This is a genomic window from Leptospira adleri, from assembly GCF_002811985.1.
GTDB lineage: Bacteria > Spirochaetota > Leptospiria > Leptospirales > Leptospiraceae > Leptospira > Leptospira adleri.
The window spans coordinates 54,303-72,362 of the sequence record NZ_NPDU01000003.1 but is presented as its reverse complement, the minus strand read 5'-3'; the positions used below and the strand labels follow the sequence as shown (position 1 = coordinate 72,362).

Sequence of the window (18,060 nt, the reverse complement as noted above, 5' to 3'; positions counted from 1 at the left end):
TGATAATTTACAGATTGCAAAGGAAACCTGGTACAAATGATACCCTACACCGTCTATAAAATGATCCATATCTTCGGGATTCTTCTTCTCTTTACCGCTTTGGGAGGAGTCACCATGCACGTGTTGAACGGAGGAAACAAAGAATTCTCCAATCGAAAATTTATCGGAATCACGCACGGAATCGGACTCTTCCTGATTTTGCTCGGCGGTTTCGGAATGCTCGCAAGACTCGGAATCCTTTGGCCTTGGCCGGGTTGGGTAATCGCAAAGTTTGCGATTTGGCTTGCGTACGGCGGACTTCTTACGGTCGTTTACAAAAAACCATCCTTAGCGAAGGTGTTCTGGTTCGGGTTTCCTCTTTTAGGACTTCTCGTATCGTACATCGTTCTCTACAAACCGTTCTGATCGACTTTCAAAATTTGAAGAATTAAGATACGTTCCGGTATCGAGGAAACAAAAGAGATGGCTAAAGCATCCGCATCCAAATCGGCTCCCAAGTCAAAACCAAAGAAGGATTCTTCTATCAAACCGATCTCGGACTTCGTCGGTTCGAGAAGCCTTCCTTTTCCCGTGGACAGACTCGAAGACGTCCGCAAACGAGCTCGCAAATTTCGGGAGAAGATGCTTTCCGGTTCTCAGGTCGTCTTTTACAGGTCTTACGATCTGGTGAGGGTGCCGTATCCGACGCGTTATGCGCTCTTAAACGCTTATAGTCTTCCGACTCCGTACATGCACATTCTCAATCGATTGTTCATCATTCAGTATCGCACCGGAGAAGGAATCAAAACTCTTTTGTTTTCGCCCTCCGATCTCGACGGAAACGCGGAAACTCCCTTTTTCAAAAGACTCGCGGAAAGTTTCGGGCCGTTTCAATCCATCGGCAAAAAGATCATCGCTCCGATCCTCAACACGGTGGAAGAATGTCTTCAAGACGCGGGAATTTCTCCCGAAAGAGTGGATTACATTTCCTACGATCATCTTCATACGCAAGACATCCGTAAATGGCTGGGTGCGAACGGAGAAAAGGGATATTTCCCGAACGCAAAACTTTTGGTGATGCGGGAAGAGTGGGACTCCGTTCAAGGACTTCTTCCCCCTCAATCCGATTGGTATTGTCCGAACGGAACCGGCGGAGTTGCGAGCGATCGAATCGTAGTTTTAGACGGAGACGTGGAACTCGGACAAGGAGTCGCCCTCGTTCGCACACCAGGTCACACTTACGGAAATCATTCTCTCGTCGCGCATACTCCGGAGGGAATTTTTGTTTCCAGCGAAAACGGAGTGAGCGCGGACAGTTATTCTCCTTTGAAATCGCGGATTCCGGGTGTGAGAAAATTCGCAAAGGCAACCGGAATGGAAGTCATTTTAAACGGAAACACGCTTGAGATCGGACTGGACCAATACATATCGATGGTTCAGGAAAAGGAAATGGCCGGAGTTTCTTTACGGAACCCCGACTTTTACAACGTGATGCCTTCTTCCGAAATGACGAGTTATTGGCTGTTTCCCGGAACGTCTCCTACGTTTAGTTTCGGACAATTGTCCTTCGGCTCGCCGGTAACATAAGGAGAAACGAATATGATTCTATTCATCACCGGCTGCGCGGGCGGACTCGGGAAAAAAATCGCCGAAGACGCGTTCGACGCGGGACATTCGATTCTCATCACGGACATCAACGAGAAGGAACTCAAAAAATTCTCCGCACAATGGAAGAATGAAAAAGAGAGGGTTCTCGTTTCCAAGTTAGACGTCACATCTCCTTCCGACTGGAAAAAGGTGATGGATCTCGCATACAAAAAGTGGGGGAAAATCGACGCGCTCTTAAACGTGGCAGGATACCTTTTACCCGGTTATATCTACGAAGTTCCGGCCGCACAGATAGATCGTCACATGGACATCAATGCAAAAGGTGTAATGTACGGAACCAGGGAAGCGGCGATAAGAATGGTCGCGGCAAAGGCCGGTCATATCGTCAATATCGCTTCGCTCGCAGGAGTCGCTCCGATTACGGGGATCTCGCTTTATTCCACTTCTAAATTTGCGGTTCGCGGATTTTCCTTAGCGGTTGCACAGGAACTCAAAGAAAAGAACGTCTTTGTCACGGTGGTTTGCCCGGACGCGATCAAAACTCCGATGCTGGATCTTCAGAAAGATTTTGAACAAGCGTCCATGACGTTTTCCGGAGACAAAGTCTTAACTGCAGAAGAAGTTTCAAAGATCATTCTAGGTCGCGTATTGTCTCAGAAGCCGTTGGAGGTTTTGATTCCGGGAAGTAGGGGAATCCTTGCAAAAATAGCGAATCTATTTCCTGCGATGAGCGCCTTCCTCGGGCCGATTCTCAAAAAGAAAGGTCTAAAGAAACAGTCAGCTTACAAAAAAGGATAAGGGATTTAGAATTTCTTTTCGGAAGCGCAATCGTGTTCGATTCTAAAACGATTTGTATGATCGTTCCTTTCGGATCGTTTCGCAAAATCAGCGTTAGGTGAAGAATTCTTCCCGGACTGTTTCATGGAAAAATCGAAACCGATTCCCGTACGAATCATGGCGGGATACGCGGCGGCCGAAGTCGGAATCACCGCCGTCGAAGTATTAGCTCAAATTTATCTTTTGGAATTTTTTGTCACGGCCGTCGGTCTCAGAGCTTCCCTATCGGGATTGGCGCTCGCGGTCGCAGTTCTTTGGGACGCGGTTTCGGATCCTCTTATGGGAACCATTTCCGATCATACGAAAACGAAACTCGGAAAAAGAAGACCCTATATTCTGAGCGGAGGAATTTTTCTTGCGATCTCCGTCTACGTTATGTTTTCTCCTCCTTCTTTGGAGACGCAGACTCAAAAATTCTTTTTTCTTTTGTTCGTTTATCTTCTGGTTAACACTTCGATGACGATACTCGCGGTTCCGCATATCGCGCTCGGAGGAGAAATGACCTTTGTGCCCGCCGAAAGAACCCGGATTTTCGGTTGGAGATTTTTCTTCAGCAATATCGGCTTTATTCTGGTTTTGATTCTTCCTTCCTTATATTCCGCGTTGTTTCCGAACGGAAACGAAGTGTCTCGTCTTTTGATCACTCGAAACTATACTTCTCTTACGATCGCTTGTATTCTAATCCTGACTTCGATCATTTCTTTTTTTGCCACTTCGGGAAGAGATCAAGCCGAACCGGAGGCGCTTCTGCAGAATCCGAATCGAAGACCCGAGGTTTCAATCGGACATACTTGGTTCGTTAAGATCGTTTCCGTTTTTAAAAACCGATATTTTTTACCTTTGATCCTCGCGTTTATCGTCGCGACGTTCGGAAGGACTTTCAACTCTTCTATCGTAAATCTATATTACAAATATAGAATTCGTTTAACGGAAGCAGAAATCGGATTGGCGATTCTTCTTCCTTTCGTAGTCTGTCTGATCTTATCCATCCTTCTCTGGGTGTATCTTTCCAATCGGTTCGGCAAAAAGTGGCCCGCGTTTTGGGGAGTTCTTTTGTTGGGAATCATGACCGTAATCGTTTATCCGCTCTTTCCGGAACGGGGAATTTTCCCGATCTTTTTTGCGGCGGTCTTCGGAGGTTTTTTCGCGGGAGCGGTTCTACTTTTCGATTCTTTAGTTGCGGACATCGTCGATTACGACGAACTCAAAACAGGAGAAAAGAGAGAAGGCTGGTTTTTCGGACTCTGGAAGATGGCGACAAAAGTGGCGCGGGCTCTCGGCTTGGGTTTTGGCGGAATTCTTTTGAGCGGAATCGGCTACCAGGAAGGATCGGTCGATCAAATCCCGGAACTTGGATTTCGGCTTTCCATTCTCTTCGGACCCGTAGTCGGAAGTTTTTTTATCTTAGGCGCGTTGATCTTTCTTTTGATGCCTCTCACGAAAGAACGACATGAAAGAATTCAAACTCTTCTTTTGAGAAAAAGAGAGAATCGGAAAAAAATACTGACATCGAAATGATCAAATCGATTCTTTCGACGCGTTCCGATTTTTAAAAAGAATTTTGTCAAAAACCGAAGAAGTTCTCGGAAGTTTGACCATTTCGTCCGATGCGCAACTCTCATCCTAACTTTCGGTCGGATTCAGGAAGAATTTCAGATCGAGTCGCTTTCGGCCGACGAAACCTAAAACCTTCCGCAAAGAGAATTCGTAATTGAAAAACGAAACTTTACTTATCTATCCGGTTTTAAACTTCTTACGAATGTTCCGAAGCGCGTCTTGTTTCGATTTTTCGCGGACGGAGGCGCGAAGATTCTTTTTTATGGGAATGTAGGACTCGGTGCTCGCCAAAGTTTTATGACCGAGAAAATCTTTTACTTGTGCGAGAGGCGATCCGTCCGCGATCAGATGAAGAGCGCGGCTGTGTCTCAGAGTAAAAACGGTCACGGGACTTACGATGCCAGCGTTTCTTCCGATTTCGGAAATGATTCTTTCTACGTTTCTCGAAGTGGTATGAGATCCCAAACTTTTTCCGGGAAACAGATACGAATTGGTCGAGACTAAGGCTTCCTTTTCGTATTTTTTAATCAAGGTAAGAAGTTCCGCAGGTATTTCTACGTTTCTTGATTGAGAAAGAACGCTCGATTTGATTTGAATCCATTTGCGTTTTAGATCGAGTTGATTCCACTTGAGAGAAATCAATTCTCCCACGCGAAGACCTCCGAAATACACAAGACCGCACATCAGTTCGTGTTTTGCGTTGGAAGATGCAGATTTTAGAATATTCTGCATTTCTTTAAAAGTGATCGCATTCGGATTGTTATATTCTCGAATCGGCCTCTGAAAGTCCCGAAAAAGATCCATCTTCATCACGTCTTCAAAAAACATTTTGAGAGAACTTACGTTGATCTGGATCGTAGACGACGAAACTTTCTTTTTCTTAAGGTGATCCATATATCGATTGAGATCTTTGAGAGTTATTTTTTCGGCGGGTTTATCCGCAAAATTCAAAAAGTCTACGTTGTATTTGAGATAAGTGTAAGCGGTTGCTTTCTTATAATTTCTCTGGCGAATGATTTTACTGAGTCGTTCGATCGAATGCTTATTCTTTTTCGGAAGTTCCAATTCTGCCATCTCTTCTTTCCTGCCAAATGCATAGATCCGGGGCCGACTCGTTAGACGTCATTCCACAGATTTTGATTTTTTTAAGTAGCTTTGAAAAAAAGAAATCAAATATTTCCAAATTGTGTCAATTCAATATTCGATTTTCTGGAGAATTCTGTCGCAAATCTCTTCGACCTTCAAATCATCTATTTTCCAGTAATAATCGGAAACATTTTCGTAATGAGGAAGCCGAGATTCTAAGATATTGCGATAAGAGGCGACCGCGCTGAGAGCCGGTCGGGTGGGATCGTTTTGAATCTTTTCCACCAGAACTTCTGTGGAACGCGATAGACCAAAGACCGTAGCGATGGATTTTAAGAGCTCCGTTTTTCTCAAACTCAGGATTTCATTGCCTTTCGAATCCAAGTCGAAAAGGATTCCGCCTCCGCAGTCCAGAATGATTCCGTTCGCCGTTCTTAATTTTTCTAAGATGAGAAACTCAAGATCTCGAAACGGTCTCCAATTTCCTTCGTTTTTTTGGATAAATTCGGGGATCGAGATTCCTCCGATTTCATAGACCGCGATCATATCCGTAGAAACCACCGGCATTCCTGTGATCTTGGATAATTTTCGGGAGATCTTAGATTTACCGACCCCTCTCGGACCGATCAAAGCGAAATTTTTTTTCAAGCCTGGATTAACTCACGGATATGTTTCTGTATTTCCGGTAAGACCGTATAATACATCTGCAAGTCAGAATCACTGATTCCTAAAATCTGCAAAGCTTTATTGGAAATCGGCGTGGACAATCCTGCGATATCGATTCCCACACCCGCTGCGACCGAGATCGTATGCGCTACGTGAACGACCGAAACCAATTCCGGATATTCCTTTTCTTCCTCCGGACGACTGTAATTCTCCGCAACGTGTACGAGTTCCTTCGGGAAATTCCATTTTGCTAATAGTTTGGCCCCGGCTTCCTCGTGAGAATAACCGAAATGTTTTTTCTCCAGTTCGGAAAACGATGAAGTATGATTTTTCAATTCTTCGCGAAGTGTGATCAGAACGGCCGGAAAAAAATCGGCTAAGATGACCTTGCCTATGTTGTGCAAAAGTCCGCCTGTAAAAGCGAGATCCGTTCCGATCTTTAGCTTTTTTTGTTCGCAGATTCTTTTGGATAGTTCGGCGACGGTGAGGGAATGAATCCAGTTATCTTCCGCTTCTACTTGATATCCCTTTAAATCTTTTTTGAGAATTCCTTTGGAAGCGGTCAGTAGAATGATATCTTTTACGGTCTTGATGCCGAGAGTCATTAAAGATTCTTGAACCGTTTTGATCGGCTTTGCGGCGCGATAGTACGCCGAATTGGAAAGTTTGATCACTTCTGCGGTCAAGCCGGGATCGTTGGAAATTTCTTTTGCGAGATCCGGTATCGCAACGTCCTGCTTTTGTACCATCTGCATTACTTTCGTAACTACGGAGGAGATTCTAGGAAGTTGGGCGTCGTTTAAAAAGAGTTGATCTATTTTTTCTTTCATCTTCTTTTACCTGACCTTGTAGAGGTACTTTTCAAAACCCGCTTTCTTTAATAGGACACGTCCGTCGTCCAAGTACAAGCTGATGGTTCTTCCGTCGTTACCTCCGACATCTTCCACGATCAAAGGAATTTTGTTTTGTTCCAATATGGCGCGCGCTGTCAAAATGTTCTGTTCTCCGATATTCTGGAGAAAACTGGACTGGACCCCTTTGAACATCGAAGCGCCTCCGAAAAGACGTCCGCCGTATTCCCCTGGATTACAACCCAACTCGGTCATTTTTTTGATCAACAAAGGGATCGCGGTTTCCGCGTATTTGAACGGATTCTTCTGAGAATCCTTTCCACCCGGATCTTTCGAAAGCATGAAGTGAGACATCGCTCCGACTTTCTTTTCCGGAGCGTAAAACACGACTCCGATACAGGATCCAAGAGTCGTTCTTAGAATTTCGGGAGACTGCCCGCCTTGCAGGTCGGCGATTCCGATATTGACTACCTTCGTTCCTTTTGCCAGCATTTGTATCCAGTTATCCGGGTGATATCTCGTTCTAAAAGAGTATCCAAGACAATATAGTAACGTCCCGAATTCTTCAATACTTTTTTGAGACGTTCGAAAAGCGAGATTACCACAATTCGGAAAGTTGCGCTTTTTTCTCAAGCAACGATTTCTTTTTCATCGGACTTCGAAGATTTTTCAAATCGAATCGTTTTCCACGGATAAAAATCAAACGCTTAAAAACGGAGAAGAATTCGGATTCAAATCAAGCAGAATTTCATTTTACGCGACGATCCTGATTTCATACACTGCTTTTGGAATGGCAAAAAAAGCACTCAAAGAAAAGACAAAACCCGAGAGTAAAAAAACGAATTCTACCTCGGAACCGATCGAGTCCTTCAAACTCGGTAAAACATCCGTAACAATTCTAGGCACGGCTCATATCAGTCAAAAAAGCATAGACGAAGTTCAAAGAATCATTCGAGAAGAAAAGCCGGACACGATCTGCGTGGAACTCTGCAATTCCAGAATGCGTTCGGTTAAGGATTCCGAACACTGGAAGAAACTGGATATATTCAAAGTTTTTAAAGAACGAAAAATGTATCTTCTTCTTTCCAGTCTCATTCTTTCCGCGTTTCAAAAAAAATTGGGCAAGGGTTCCATCCGTCCCGGAGACGAAATGAGAATGGCGATCTCCGAAGGAGAAAGAACCGGCGCTAAAATCGTGCCGATCGACAGAGAAGTTTCCACAACGCTCAAACGCGCTTGGTGGAACATAGGACTTTTCAATCGTATGTTTTTGCTTTCCGCTCTGCTCACTTCCCTTTTTGTGAAAGAGGAAATCTCAGAGGAAAAAATCGAAGAGATGAAATCGGACGACGTCCTCAAAGATCTATTCTCACAACTTCCGAAACGTTACGAATCGATCAAAAACGTGATCATTGACGAAAGGGATTCTTATCTCGCACAAAGAATTCGGGACGCATCGGTCGACGGAAAGAAAGTTTTCGCGGTGGTCGGCGCGGGTCACTTGCAGGGAATCATGAATCACGTCCACGAGGACAAGGACATTTCCGGCCTCGATCATCTTCCTCAAAAAACCGCTTGGGATCGATGGAAGGGTTTGATCGTTCCCGGAATTTTCCTGGGCTTGATTCTTACGGTTTTTTATTTCGGAGGCAGACAACAAGGACAAGAATTCATACTTCGGTGGATTTTGGTTAAAGGCGGACTCGCCGCGTTAGGCGCCGTTATCGCGTTGGCTCATCCTCTTTCCGTGATCCTCGCCTTTTTGGCCGCACCCGTGGGAAATTTTAACCCCGTCATCAAGCCGGGTTGGGTCGCCGCGTTATCCGAGTCTTGGTTACGCAAACCTCTCGTGGAAGATTTCGAAAGGATCGCGCAGGATTCGGAACACTGGAAAGGATATTGGAAGAACAACGTGATCCGTATCTTTCTCGTGTTTATGCTTCCTCAAATCGGAAGCAGTATCGGAACTTTTATCGTAACCGCGGATTTCTTTCGAGTCATCAAAGGATTTTTATGAACGAGCGGCTCCGGAAACTCAAAGCCATACTTTGTTTCGTTTTGGCTTTTTCCGGGGTTGTTTCCATTTCCGCGGAAGATTCCGATTCTTCCGAATTCGAACCGACCGTGATTATGGAAGACGTCGATCTTCAACCGTATATCACTTTCTACGAAGACAAAACCGGGAAACTTACCTTTCCCGAAATTCAAAAAGTATTTCGATCCGGACAATCCATTCCTCTTTTCAACAACAGCCTCGGTTATTCGGAAGCCGCGATTTGGATTCGGATTCCGGTCGCAAACAGAGAACGAGGCACCCGCAACTGGGTGCTTCAGTACGGATACAGCCTGATCGATTCGATTCGATTGTATTCGACTAGAAACGGGGCGCTGCCCTTGGTTGTCACCGGAGACGAACTTCCGTTTGCGACACGTTTGGCGGAGAATCGGAATTTCCCGTTTCAACTTAGCGAACCTCCGCTTTCCAAAACCGACTACTATGTCCGGATTCAATCCAAAAGTTCGGTAGTAATTCCTCTGAGCGCTTTTTCCAGAACGGAATATCTGGAACAAACCGCAAAGGAATACACGACTCTCGGTTTTTATTACGGCGCGATGATCGTGATGTTCGTTTACAACCTTTTTCTCCTGATCACCACGAGGGACAAAAGTTATCTTTATTACAGTATATTCATTTTTTTTGATATTCTTTTTCAAATGACGTTAAACGGTTTGTCCTTTCAATTCTTATGGCCGAATAGTCCGGATTGGGGAAATCTATGCCTTCCTTTCTTTATGTTTTGCGCCTTTCTCGCGGCTTGTCTTTTCGGAAAATCCTTTTTAGAATCTTCTAAGATGACGCCGATCACGGATAAACTTTATTATCCTTTGATAGCGATTTGTATCTTCGGCTGCGTCGGCTCGCTCAGTTTTTTCAGTTATACGTTCAGCGTAGTTTCCAGTATTCTTGTTCTTCTCCTTATGCTGCTTCTCCTGCTGATCAATAGTTTACAGTGCGTTTGGAAAGGACACAGACCGGCTCGATTCTTTTTGACCGCTTGGTCCGTTCTGATCCTCGGCAGTTTTTTATACGCCCTGAAAGCGTTCGGAATTTTTCCGGACAATTTTTTTACCCAGTGGGGACTTCAGATCGGATCCGCTATCGAAGTGACTCTTCTTTCTTTGGGACTCGCGGATCGGATCAAACAACTTTCTCTGAATTTGGAAACTCAAGCGACCAATCTAAATCTTCTCAAACTAAGACACGAACAATCCGCGATTCAATATAAGAATTTATACGAAGGAGAAGAGGACTTCCTTTTCAATCTGGACTCCCACGGAAATATCACGGGCACAAACAAGGCGGTCTCGACCTTTCTCGGTTTTAAACCCGCGGACGTAATCGGAAAAAACTTTCTGGAATTGATGTACAATACCGGAGGCCTGGAAGACGCATTCAAAAAATTGTATGTGATGGAAAGAATGGAGGAACTTTCCAATACGAGAAAACCGGTATATTTTCGCGCCGACTTTCTACAAAAATATCTCAAAGAACCGAAAGAACTCCAGGTCCGTCTTCAAGTTTTAGAACACGATTCCGGCCGCGAAATTTTAGGAAGGGCTTACGAGCCGGATCAGGATTTGATGGGAAGATTTTTGGACGAGGAAAGAATCGTGTTCTCCGTTAACAATTATCTTCAGAACGCCGAACTTTTAAGTCAAAGACTCACGTTCAATCTGGTTCGATTCACCGATCCCACGATGGCGCTTTCCATCCGCACGAGCCTGCGCGAAATGCTCATCAACGCCATCGAACACGGAAACCTGAATATCTCCAACGAAGACAAGGCGCGGGCCTTAAAGTCGGGAAATTATTTTCAATTCATTCTTACCCGTCAAAACGATCCGTATTATAGGGATAAAAAAATTCTCGTGGAATATTTTCTTTCCAGACAAAAAGTGGGTTATAGAATCACGGACGAAGGAAAGGGTTTTAACCACGCAAGAACAGTGAGAAACGCGATCGCAAATACGGACGATTCGACTTCCCTTCAGACAAGAGGGATAGCGTTCGCACTTTCGACCTTCGACGTAGTAAAATTCAATTCGACGGGGAACCGAGTGACCTTGGTTAAATACTTCAAATGAAATATTCTGTTTTTATCATATTCTTTCTTTGTTTCTGTTTGTCCGGCTGTGCGAGCCCCGGTCGCGGAGGAAAAAGAAATCTTCCCAAAGAACTTCCGGTTGTTTTGCAGGAACTTTCATCCTCTTTAAAAAAACAAATTCAGACCAATCGGGAATCTTCCTTGCCAGATCGGAAAAATGCCTTAAAACTAGCGATCCTTCCTTTGTTAAACGAAAACGGCTCCGTCACAAATCTGGGTTCCAATATTTCCGGACAACTTCTTACACAGATGAACGAACCCGGAAAATTGATTTTGGTGGAAAAATCCCAGCTCAATCGATTGATCGACGAACAGACGTTTCAAAAATCGGGCTTGGTCCTTTCGGACAAATCCTTGGAAATCGGAAAACTTTCCGGAGTGGATTTGATTCTTCTCGGCTCCGTTCAGTTCAACGATCAGACTTTTGTTATCCAGCTCAGAGTCGTTTCCTTGCAGTCGGGCGAAATATTGGCGTTAGGCGAGGGCGTCTTCGATTCGAACGACGCTCTCTACGATCAATACCGAATTCTAAACAAACCGTAGAAAAGCGAGAGTTAACGTTTTGTTTTCTTTTTAACCGCTTTTTTGGAGATCGGTTTCCGCGTCTTTTTGGGCGCGGCTGAAATCCTTTTTTTGGATGTAGGAGCTGTTACACTTTTCTTTTTGACGGCGTTTTGCGTTTTTTTCTGAGAAACAAGTTTTTCGTGAAGAGCCGCCATCCCGGCGCGTTCCGCTTCTTTTGCGGCGTCGCTCGGATAATGGAAGACCAAAAATTCTAAGATCGTTCTGATATTTTCGGATTTACGAACCTGATTGTAATTTCCGGGAATATCAAACCAGAGATCTCTTTCTTCACCGTAGATCGAAGACGAAGAAGGAAGAAAAATAAATTCTTTCATCGGCGAAAGAGGATGAAAACGGTCCATAAAAAGAAAGGTTTTAAAAAGTTCCTGCAAATAAGGAGATCCGTAACGCAAACCGGAAACCGGAAGAATCGAAAACAGATAACTTCCCCGAAAAGGAGTCCCTAAAGTCACAAGACCTCTGATTTTTTGACGACTCCGATCCGGAAGCAGGAGCGTGAGAAGGCCGCCGGTATTGTGCGCGATCAGGACCGACTTTACCGGAATCCGATCCATCTGTTTTGCAAGAATTTCGACGGCCTTTTTCGTATTCAAAAAGAAGGAAGGAATTCTCAAAACCCTCGGCTGATATCCTTTTGCTTCCAGGGCTTTGCAAAGTTTTCGATAGAACAAAGGCCCCGAAAGAAAACCGGTCACAATATAAATATCGCCTCGGGAAAGATTGGGATCTTTCCCCGAAGGAATCAAAGATGAAATTACAGAAAGGATAAATTCTAAAATTTCGGAAAGGAAATAGAAGAATGTTCTAAAAGCGGAAATGATTTTTTTCATGAGAATGGCTTGAAGTTATGGGGTAAAAAGACAAGACTGTCAGAGTCTTTCATGAATACAAAGAAGCTAATTGTTTTCCTTGGGATTTTTTTCATTCTTCCTTCCTCTGTCTATTCAAATATACCGACTCACGCGGGCATGGAGAAAAATTTCAAAGAGGTCTGGGGAAAATGGTTTCCGGTTCCTTATACGAAAATTCTTAAAAAGGATCTAACGGGAAAGGGCGTTCTGGTTTATAGAAAAACTCCGGAACGAATCGTCTATATTTACACGTTTTTAGTTTTTCTTCCTCTGTATGCGGAAAACGAGGAAGCTCCGAAGGAAATTCCCGGGAAGGGAAGAGAGGTTCGGGCCAAACTCGTTTACGAACCGACTCATCAGACGGAAAAATATTCGATTGAGTTTACCGAGTTCGACGAACAATACAATAGCAAATCGGTGGTGCGATGGATTCGTTAAAATCAAAATCGGAAGAGTTGATCAGACGGAAAATGCTTTCCGAAGGAATGTCTGAAACGTTTATCCAAGATTTTCTTAAAAAAGTGGATCAAGTCCGAAACGGAGAAACGGGAATGGTTCGCTGGGAAGAAGTCGGCGATCTGGATCCCCAAAAGGACGAGATTTCGCTCGAAGAAATCGAAAAACGGAATTCTCCCTCGCCCGATATTCTTAAAAATCTCGTAGTCATCAAATTGAACGGAGGACTCGGCACCTCGATGGGACTTTCCGGTCCCAAATCTTTGATCGAACTCAAAGACGGAATGTCGTTTTTGGAAATCATCGCAAAACAATCCGAAGTCATTTTAAAGAAGTATAACGTGTCCGTTCCTCTGATCCTTATGGACAGTTTTAATACTCAGGAAGAAAGCCAGGCGGAACTCAAAAGAATCGGATTCAAACAAAAGTTTGCGACTTCTTTTTTACAACACAAGGTTCCCCGTCTTTTGAAAGAGGACCTAACACCGATTAGCTGCAAAAATTCCGACGAAGAATGGTGTCCGCCGGGCCACGGAGACATCTGGATTTCTCTTCTGGAAACCGGACTTTTGGATACTCTGATCGAGGACGGTTACAAAGTGGCTTTCGTTTCCAACGGGGACAATCTCGGTGCGACCGTCCACCCGGGAATTCTGGAATATCTTCTGAGAGAAAACTTGGAATTTTGTATGGAAATGACTCCGAAAACCCTTGCGGACAAAAAAGGCGGGGCGATCTACAGAAGAATTTTAAACGGCAAACCGGAAAACTATCAGTTGCTGGAAACCGCTCAGGTCCCTTCGGAACACATGCACGAATTTGAAGGGTTGGGAAAGTTTAGAAGTTTTTCAACGAACAATCTTTGGATCAATCTTATAGCACTTAAGGAAAGGTTGCTCCAAGGAAACTTTGAACTCTCTCTCATCGTAAATCCGAAAAAGATCGATGGAAAAGAAGTATTCCAATTGGAAACCGCGATGGGTTCGGCGATTCGGAATTTTTCCCGAGTAAAAGGTATCATCATTCCCAGAGATCGATTCGCTCCCGTAAAAAAATGCGAAGACTATCTCGTAAGAAGATCGGACGCATATCAACTCTTAGACGATTATTCGATAACGATGTCAGAGGAAAGAAAAAAGTCCGGCTTAGGCGAAGTCCTGATTTCATTGGATGAACAATACTATAAGAAAATCCAAGACTTCAACCGATTGTTTCCGGAAATTCCTTCCTTAGTGCGCTGCACTTCACTAAAAGTGCAGGGAGAGGTGCTCTTTGATCGGAAAATCAACATAGATGGGGACGTCGTAATCCAGAATAACGGTCCCGAGTTAAAAAAAGTTTCGGAGTTAAAAATCATCAACTTCGAATCCGGAAAATATTCCTTTTAGGCTTTACAAAGAAAATCCTCCATCGATTCTTTTTATAAGAACGATTTATCAACGGTTCTAAATATCTCAACTGTTATGATGGACTCGTGTCCGGAAACGGACGGATCTTTTGCAAACAAAGGCTGAAATGACAACTTCTAAAAGTCCGAAGATCCGCTCCTTTGACGAAGGCGAGATTGAACAATTTAAGAACGTCTTTATCAATGAGAATCGCGGAAAACCGATCGTTCTCCTAAGATTTCAGGATATCAAATCCCTTTCCTTTTTGGATTTTCTGCAATTGGTGCCGATTAAAATTTCGGAGCTGCATCCCGGCGCGGAGAATCACTATTCTTATTATTGTTACGGCGATAAGAAGAATCTTTTGATCGGAGTCGCTCCGGTTCAAATCAACGGATCCAACGGATTCTTAAACTTTGATTCCGTATTGGGGAGATTCAGGGAAGTCTCGATCAAAAACGGATCTATGAACTTCGATTTCGGAATCGCAAGAACTCAGTGCAATTATATCTCTTACGTCGACGAAATCTTTCACGAACTCGAAGTCTCTTCGCTCAAAAACCTGAAAGACAATCTCATCCGCTGGAGTTGGACCTATCTCAATCGGGTCAACGATTACTTCGCGGGAGAAAAAGCGGACGCCGTCATTCAGCCTATCATTCACTACAATCACAAAGCTCATACGTATTCGATGAAAGGCGGAGAAGTTTTCGTGGGTGGAGAAGCATACGCCGGTTATGCGGACTTAATTCGTGATATTCCCCACGATCAGGATCTGAATCGGATCGAACTTTTGATTTTGGAAAAACTTACGATGTGCTGTAACGGAGCTCCCGGACTTTTGAAGTTCAATATTTCTCCGCAGACTCTCATCGATACCTTCGATACCGACGAAAAAGTGACCCGTTTTCACAATCTTCTTCTCAACCAAAATCTCAGCCCGGCGCTCGTGAGAATGGAACTGATCGAAAAACCCTATGAAGAAGCGGAAATCACTCTCAAGAGTGTGTGCAAAAGATTTTGGAATTTCGGGATCAGCTTTGCGGCGGACGATTTCGGAGTCAAAAGCCAAAGTCATCAGATCGTTTTGGATCTCGGAGAAATGATCAAAGAATTCAAACTCGATCCTATCAGTTTTAAATTCAAAGCGGACCAAGACTTAACTAAATTCTTAGATAACCTCGCGTTTATAGATTATTGCAGAAGATTATCGGACAACAGGGAAGCGATCATAACGGCGGAGGCGCTCGAAGACATCGACTCTCTCAACTTTCTCATCGCTCACCAAGTCTATTACTTCCAAGCAAATCTTTTCTGCAAAAAAATTTCGATCGGAGAATACAAAGAAATCTTCGAAGAGATGCAGGACCTTCCGGAGTCCGTCGTAAATAAGATCTTGAATTCGGAAGAACTGCTTCTAAAGCTAAAGGCGAAAGGGAACATCTTTAAACTTTCGAAAGAATTGGGTTTGATCTCTTAAAATATCTCTTCCTCGTTTTTATCTATACACAACGAACAGATTTTTCAACGTTCGAGTCGCCGGCGTTTTCGAAAGGCAAGAAAGAATTTGGGATGCGCCTCGCGCGTCCGGAATCAAGTACGAAACAGATACGCGAAATCCCAATCGAAAAATCCCCTCGGTACAGGTTGAGGCGATTTCCGCGAGATCGTCGACCTTGATCCATTCTAATATAAATTTGTTAAATATTTACCTTTCAAAGTTTTGTATATTGAGAAGTCCGAATCTATACTAATGATATTATAAATCCCGTCTCTTTCCGCAATAGACATCAAAGAGGCATCCGCCAAATCCATCGGCAAGTCTGCGTATTTCTGCATTCTACTCTTTATATATTTTAAGTCGTCGATCGTTATATCCATAACCTGCAAACTGCCGCGCTCTATCCACTCCAAAAAGTCAGATTGAGCGTTATTAGAAAAAGAAAGCAAATAGATAACCTCGGTAACCACGGGCCAAGTAGTAAACAAAGAGCCTTTAAATCCCTTTAAGAACTTAAATATCGATTTGTGATAATTGTCTGCGGAGTTGAATAATGCAATGATAGGACCAGAATCAATAAGAGCCACGTTTTTCATTCTTGCCATTTATAATTTCTCTCAAGACGTTTTTGCGATTCTTAGATAACTGCGCATTATCGGCAGAATATTTACCGAATAAATCTTCACCCAATTCAAAGGGCGTTTTGTTAGAACTATGATTTCGAATATATTCAAGAATCGATTCTTTTACAATTTCGGATCGGCTCTTTCCTTTCGATTTCGCAAACGAATTCAACTTTCTTTCTAAATCCGGAGGAATTCTGAAACTGATCATAAGATTACCGTATCACAATATAGTATTACAAGCAAGGACTTTATTCAGCTTTTCATTAAAATCCATTTTTCAAAGTCAAGGCAGAGGCGATTTCTGCAAGGAGCGCATCAAAAACACAGCTTCCGCAGTGAGAAACCGGCCACCCAACAAAACCACACGTGCAATCCTTCACAGCGCTTCAAAAAAGAAACCCCGCGCCTCCCATTCAATCGAAGAAGCGACAAACATACTCGAAAGAAAAATTTACTTCACGGACGTTTTTTGTAATGAAGCGCGATGGTACCCGATTTAAAAGTTTCCGAACCAAGAAAGTCTAATTGAATATTATCCTGCAATTTTACGGTATCAAATAGCCGAGGGCCCTTCCCGACAAGAACCGGATGAACGACAAAACGGTATTCATCAATCAGACGAAGTTCCGAAAGCTGGGAGGCGATACTCAAACTTCCCACGAAAATATCCTTCCCCGGCTGCCGTTTCAAGGCGGCCACTTCATCTGCGATTTCCTCTCGTGCCAATCTGCTATTTCTATCCTCGACGTGTTTTAACGTCCTGGAGAATAAGACCTTCTCGACCGAGTCAAAGGCCAGAGCGAATTCGTTGGTCGTCTTGGACATGGATTGGTCTCTGGCGATTTCGGGCCAAAACGGTATCATCAATTGATACGTTATCCTTCCATAAAGAATATGACCTGCGGTTTGCATTAGATCCGCAAAATATTTATGTACTTCTTCGTCGGCGTTCATATCCGTGTGACCGCAATATCCATCCGTAGAAATATTGATCGCAAAAACAATTTTTCTCATAGATCTGTTTATCCTGATTGCGTCCAAAAACGCAAGCAATGTCGATCAATTTTCTGAAAGAAACAAAGAACGCGCAGTCATGTAACAAATCAAAAGAATCTCGATCAACCTCGCCTTGAATTGCGCCGAGAAACCGCAAACGGAGGAGCGCAAACCATTAGAGAATTTAAGCGAGTACTTTGCGAATTGAACCTAACAATAGGAACTCACTCGGCGCCGAACTATTTTTTCATTTTCGAGGTTTCGAGGTTTCTAATTGAAGAAATACCTCGTCGTATTTTTTTCTTTGCATCAAATTTAAAATTGAAACATAACTATCAAAGTTCTCTTCGTGAATTATCACTCCCTTCTCTTTGCTCAGAAATGAAGCTAAAGAATTGTATAACAAAATGTGACTTTTGAGAATGAATAATTCTTCCTCTAAGTTAATATCAGGAAACTCAACGTAACCTTTTTTGGATCCTGTTCTAAGGGCATCGGGATGTCCTGGATCGAAGACGAGTCTCGATTTCGATGTCTCAGAAATTCCATAAGAGCCGTCTGTGTTTAACAAGAGTGTTTGTTTTTTGTAAAACGAACCGTTCGAAGTTCTAGTCGTTTGAATATTCCTAATATTATCTACACAAAGCTCTATTCGCTTTAGCTGAATCATTATTAAATTTTCAATTTTTAGATCGTTAAAACTATTCTTTTCTACGGAAAGAACTCCAAATCTATCCGAAAATTGAATTTTCGATTTATTAAAGTAATCTTCAATAAAGGGTTTCTGAAAGGAATCAACGTAAAAATCAATTTTCGAATAATGATTACAATTCACGATGATAAAAAAGAATATCATTAGTTGCTTTATCATAAAATCTTTAAGTAATTTCGAAAACTGCCGATGACC

At 43.3% G+C, this 18,060-nt stretch carries 17 protein-coding genes and 1 pseudogene; 10 read left to right on the top strand and 8 right to left on the bottom strand.

Translation table 11 applies throughout. From position 1 onward, the window contains the following. Nucleotides 1-36 precede the first annotated feature (36 nt). The 4 genes from CH376_RS01995 (at nt 37) to CH376_RS01980 (ending at nt 3,942) form a co-directional block, all read left to right on the top strand. Nucleotides 37-405, top strand: a complete 369-nt coding sequence (locus CH376_RS01995) for a hypothetical protein (RefSeq protein ID WP_100786557.1) — start codon at nt 37-39, stop codon at nt 403-405. 57 nt (nt 406-462) lie between these two features. Beyond that, nucleotides 463-1,566 carry an MBL fold metallo-hydrolase gene (locus CH376_RS01990; protein ID WP_100786556.1) on the top strand — a complete coding sequence of 368 codons (1,104 nt, stop codon included), beginning with the start codon at nt 463-465 and terminating at the stop codon, nt 1,564-1,566. Between the two features lie 12 nt (nt 1,567-1,578). Next, a complete protein-coding gene (locus tag CH376_RS01985; RefSeq protein WP_100786555.1) occupies nt 1,579-2,385 on the top strand; it encodes an SDR family oxidoreductase in 807 nt (268 codons plus the stop codon). Nucleotides 2,386-2,508: 123 nt separating this feature from the next. Next, nucleotides 2,509-3,942 carry an MFS transporter gene (locus CH376_RS01980; RefSeq protein ID WP_243394769.1) on the top strand — a complete coding sequence of 478 codons (1,434 nt, stop codon included), beginning with the start codon at nt 2,509-2,511 and terminating at the stop codon, nt 3,940-3,942. 216 nt (nt 3,943-4,158) lie between these two features. Here the strand turns inward: CH376_RS01980 and CH376_RS01975 are convergent, their stop codons facing one another. From CH376_RS01975 to CH376_RS01960, 4 genes are all read right to left on the bottom strand, one after another. Next, nucleotides 4,159-5,055, bottom strand: coding sequence for a tyrosine-type recombinase/integrase (locus CH376_RS01975; protein WP_100786552.1), 897 nt, complete (start codon nt 5,053-5,055; stop codon nt 4,159-4,161). A 120-nt stretch (nt 5,056-5,175) separates the two neighbouring features. Further along, nucleotides 5,176-5,715 (bottom strand): shikimate kinase, encoded by a 540-nt coding sequence (locus tag CH376_RS01970; protein ID WP_100786551.1) that lies wholly within the window; start codon nt 5,713-5,715, stop codon nt 5,176-5,178. Next, nucleotides 5,712-6,563, bottom strand: a complete 852-nt coding sequence (locus CH376_RS01965) for an HDOD domain-containing protein (protein WP_100786550.1) — start codon at nt 6,561-6,563, stop codon at nt 5,712-5,714. The genes CH376_RS01970 and CH376_RS01965 overlap by 4 nt, the downstream gene beginning before the upstream one ends. Nucleotides 6,564-6,569: 6 nt before the next feature. After that, nucleotides 6,570-7,076, bottom strand: a complete 507-nt coding sequence (locus tag CH376_RS01960; RefSeq protein ID WP_100786549.1) for a chemotaxis protein CheD — start codon at nt 7,074-7,076, stop codon at nt 6,570-6,572. Between the two features lie 298 nt (nt 7,077-7,374). Between CH376_RS01960 and CH376_RS01955 the strand changes: the two genes are divergently transcribed. The 3 genes from CH376_RS01955 to CH376_RS01945 are packed head-to-tail and all read left to right on the top strand — an operon-like array spanning nt 7,375 to nt 11,293. Next, entirely contained in the window at nt 7,375-8,601 is a 1,227-nt protein-coding gene (locus CH376_RS01955; RefSeq protein WP_100786619.1) for a TraB/GumN family protein, read from the top strand. Beyond that, nucleotides 8,598-10,730, top strand: coding sequence for a 7TM diverse intracellular signaling domain-containing protein (locus tag CH376_RS01950; protein WP_100786548.1), 2,133 nt, complete (start codon nt 8,598-8,600; stop codon nt 10,728-10,730). The genes CH376_RS01955 and CH376_RS01950 overlap by 4 nt, the downstream gene beginning before the upstream one ends. Continuing rightward, on the top strand, nt 10,727-11,293 hold the full coding sequence (locus CH376_RS01945; protein WP_100786547.1) for a FlgO family outer membrane protein: 567 nt from the start codon (nt 10,727-10,729) through the stop codon (nt 11,291-11,293). Before CH376_RS01950 ends, CH376_RS01945 begins: the two co-directional genes overlap by 4 nt. Before the next feature lie 184 nt (nt 11,294-11,477). Here the strand turns inward: CH376_RS01945 and CH376_RS01940 are convergent. After that, a pseudogene (locus CH376_RS01940) lies at nt 11,478-12,165 on the bottom strand (lipase family protein); the annotation flags it as partial. Between the two features lie 51 nt (nt 12,166-12,216). On the opposite strand from CH376_RS01940, the gene CH376_RS01935 reads away from it, so the two are divergent. The 3 genes from CH376_RS01935 (at nt 12,217) to CH376_RS01925 (ending at nt 15,510) form a co-directional block, all read left to right on the top strand. Then, nucleotides 12,217-12,624 (top strand): hypothetical protein, encoded by a 408-nt coding sequence (locus tag CH376_RS01935; RefSeq protein WP_100786545.1) that lies wholly within the window; start codon nt 12,217-12,219, stop codon nt 12,622-12,624. Then, nucleotides 12,612-14,030, top strand: a complete 1,419-nt coding sequence (locus tag CH376_RS01930) for a UTP--glucose-1-phosphate uridylyltransferase (RefSeq protein WP_100786544.1) — start codon at nt 12,612-12,614, stop codon at nt 14,028-14,030. Before CH376_RS01935 ends, CH376_RS01930 begins: the two co-directional genes overlap by 13 nt. 127 nt (nt 14,031-14,157) lie before the next feature. Then, nucleotides 14,158-15,510 (top strand): EAL domain-containing protein, encoded by a 1,353-nt coding sequence (locus tag CH376_RS01925; protein WP_100786543.1) that lies wholly within the window; start codon nt 14,158-14,160, stop codon nt 15,508-15,510. Nucleotides 15,511-15,716: 206 nt separating this feature from the next. Here the strand turns inward: CH376_RS01925 and CH376_RS01920 are convergent, their stop codons facing one another. The 3 genes from CH376_RS01920 to CH376_RS01910 form a co-directional block, all read right to left on the bottom strand. Beyond that, nucleotides 15,717-16,127 (bottom strand): type II toxin-antitoxin system VapC family toxin, encoded by a 411-nt coding sequence (locus CH376_RS01920; RefSeq protein WP_100786542.1) that lies wholly within the window; start codon nt 16,125-16,127, stop codon nt 15,717-15,719. Then, nucleotides 16,105-16,365, bottom strand: coding sequence for a ribbon-helix-helix protein, CopG family (locus CH376_RS01915; protein WP_100786541.1), 261 nt, complete (start codon nt 16,363-16,365; stop codon nt 16,105-16,107). Before CH376_RS01915 ends, CH376_RS01920 begins: the two co-directional genes overlap by 23 nt. 248 nt (nt 16,366-16,613) lie before the next feature. Next, complete coding sequence (locus CH376_RS01910; RefSeq protein ID WP_100786618.1) at nt 16,614-17,171, bottom strand: dihydrofolate reductase family protein; 558 nt, start codon at nt 17,169-17,171, stop codon at nt 16,614-16,616. Nucleotides 17,172-18,060 lie beyond the last annotated feature (889 nt).

Bases quoted from the DNA above. Each gene is read 5' to 3' on its own strand.
- CH376_RS01995 (WP_100786557.1), top strand. From the start codon at position 37: ATGATACCCTACACCGTCTATAAAATGATCCATATCTTCGGGATTCTT.
- CH376_RS01990 (WP_100786556.1), top strand. From the start codon at position 463: ATGGCTAAAGCATCCGCATCCAAATCGGCTCCCAAGTCAAAACCAAAG.
- CH376_RS01985 (WP_100786555.1), top strand. From the start codon at position 1,579: ATGATTCTATTCATCACCGGCTGCGCGGGCGGACTCGGGAAAAAAATC.
- CH376_RS01980 (WP_243394769.1), top strand. From the start codon at position 2,509: ATGGAAAAATCGAAACCGATTCCCGTACGAATCATGGCGGGATACGCG.
- CH376_RS01975 (WP_100786552.1), bottom strand. From the start codon at position 5,055: ATGGCAGAATTGGAACTTCCGAAAAAGAATAAGCATTCGATCGAACGA.
- CH376_RS01965 (WP_100786550.1), bottom strand. From the start codon at position 6,563: ATGAAAGAAAAAATAGATCAACTCTTTTTAAACGACGCCCAACTTCCT.
- CH376_RS01960 (WP_100786549.1), bottom strand. From the start codon at position 7,076: ATGCTGGCAAAAGGAACGAAGGTAGTCAATATCGGAATCGCCGACCTG.
- CH376_RS01955 (WP_100786619.1), top strand. From the start codon at position 7,375: ATGGCAAAAAAAGCACTCAAAGAAAAGACAAAACCCGAGAGTAAAAAA.
- CH376_RS01950 (WP_100786548.1), top strand. From the start codon at position 8,598: ATGAACGAGCGGCTCCGGAAACTCAAAGCCATACTTTGTTTCGTTTTG.
- CH376_RS01945 (WP_100786547.1), top strand. From the start codon at position 10,727: ATGAAATATTCTGTTTTTATCATATTCTTTCTTTGTTTCTGTTTGTCC.
- CH376_RS01935 (WP_100786545.1), top strand. From the start codon at position 12,217: ATGAATACAAAGAAGCTAATTGTTTTCCTTGGGATTTTTTTCATTCTT.
- CH376_RS01930 (WP_100786544.1), top strand. From the start codon at position 12,612: ATGGATTCGTTAAAATCAAAATCGGAAGAGTTGATCAGACGGAAAATG.
- CH376_RS01925 (WP_100786543.1), top strand. From the start codon at position 14,158: ATGACAACTTCTAAAAGTCCGAAGATCCGCTCCTTTGACGAAGGCGAG.
- CH376_RS01920 (WP_100786542.1), bottom strand. From the start codon at position 16,127: ATGAAAAACGTGGCTCTTATTGATTCTGGTCCTATCATTGCATTATTC.
- CH376_RS01915 (WP_100786541.1), bottom strand. From the start codon at position 16,365: ATGATCAGTTTCAGAATTCCTCCGGATTTAGAAAGAAAGTTGAATTCG.
- CH376_RS01910 (WP_100786618.1), bottom strand. From the start codon at position 17,171: ATGAGAAAAATTGTTTTTGCGATCAATATTTCTACGGATGGATATTGC.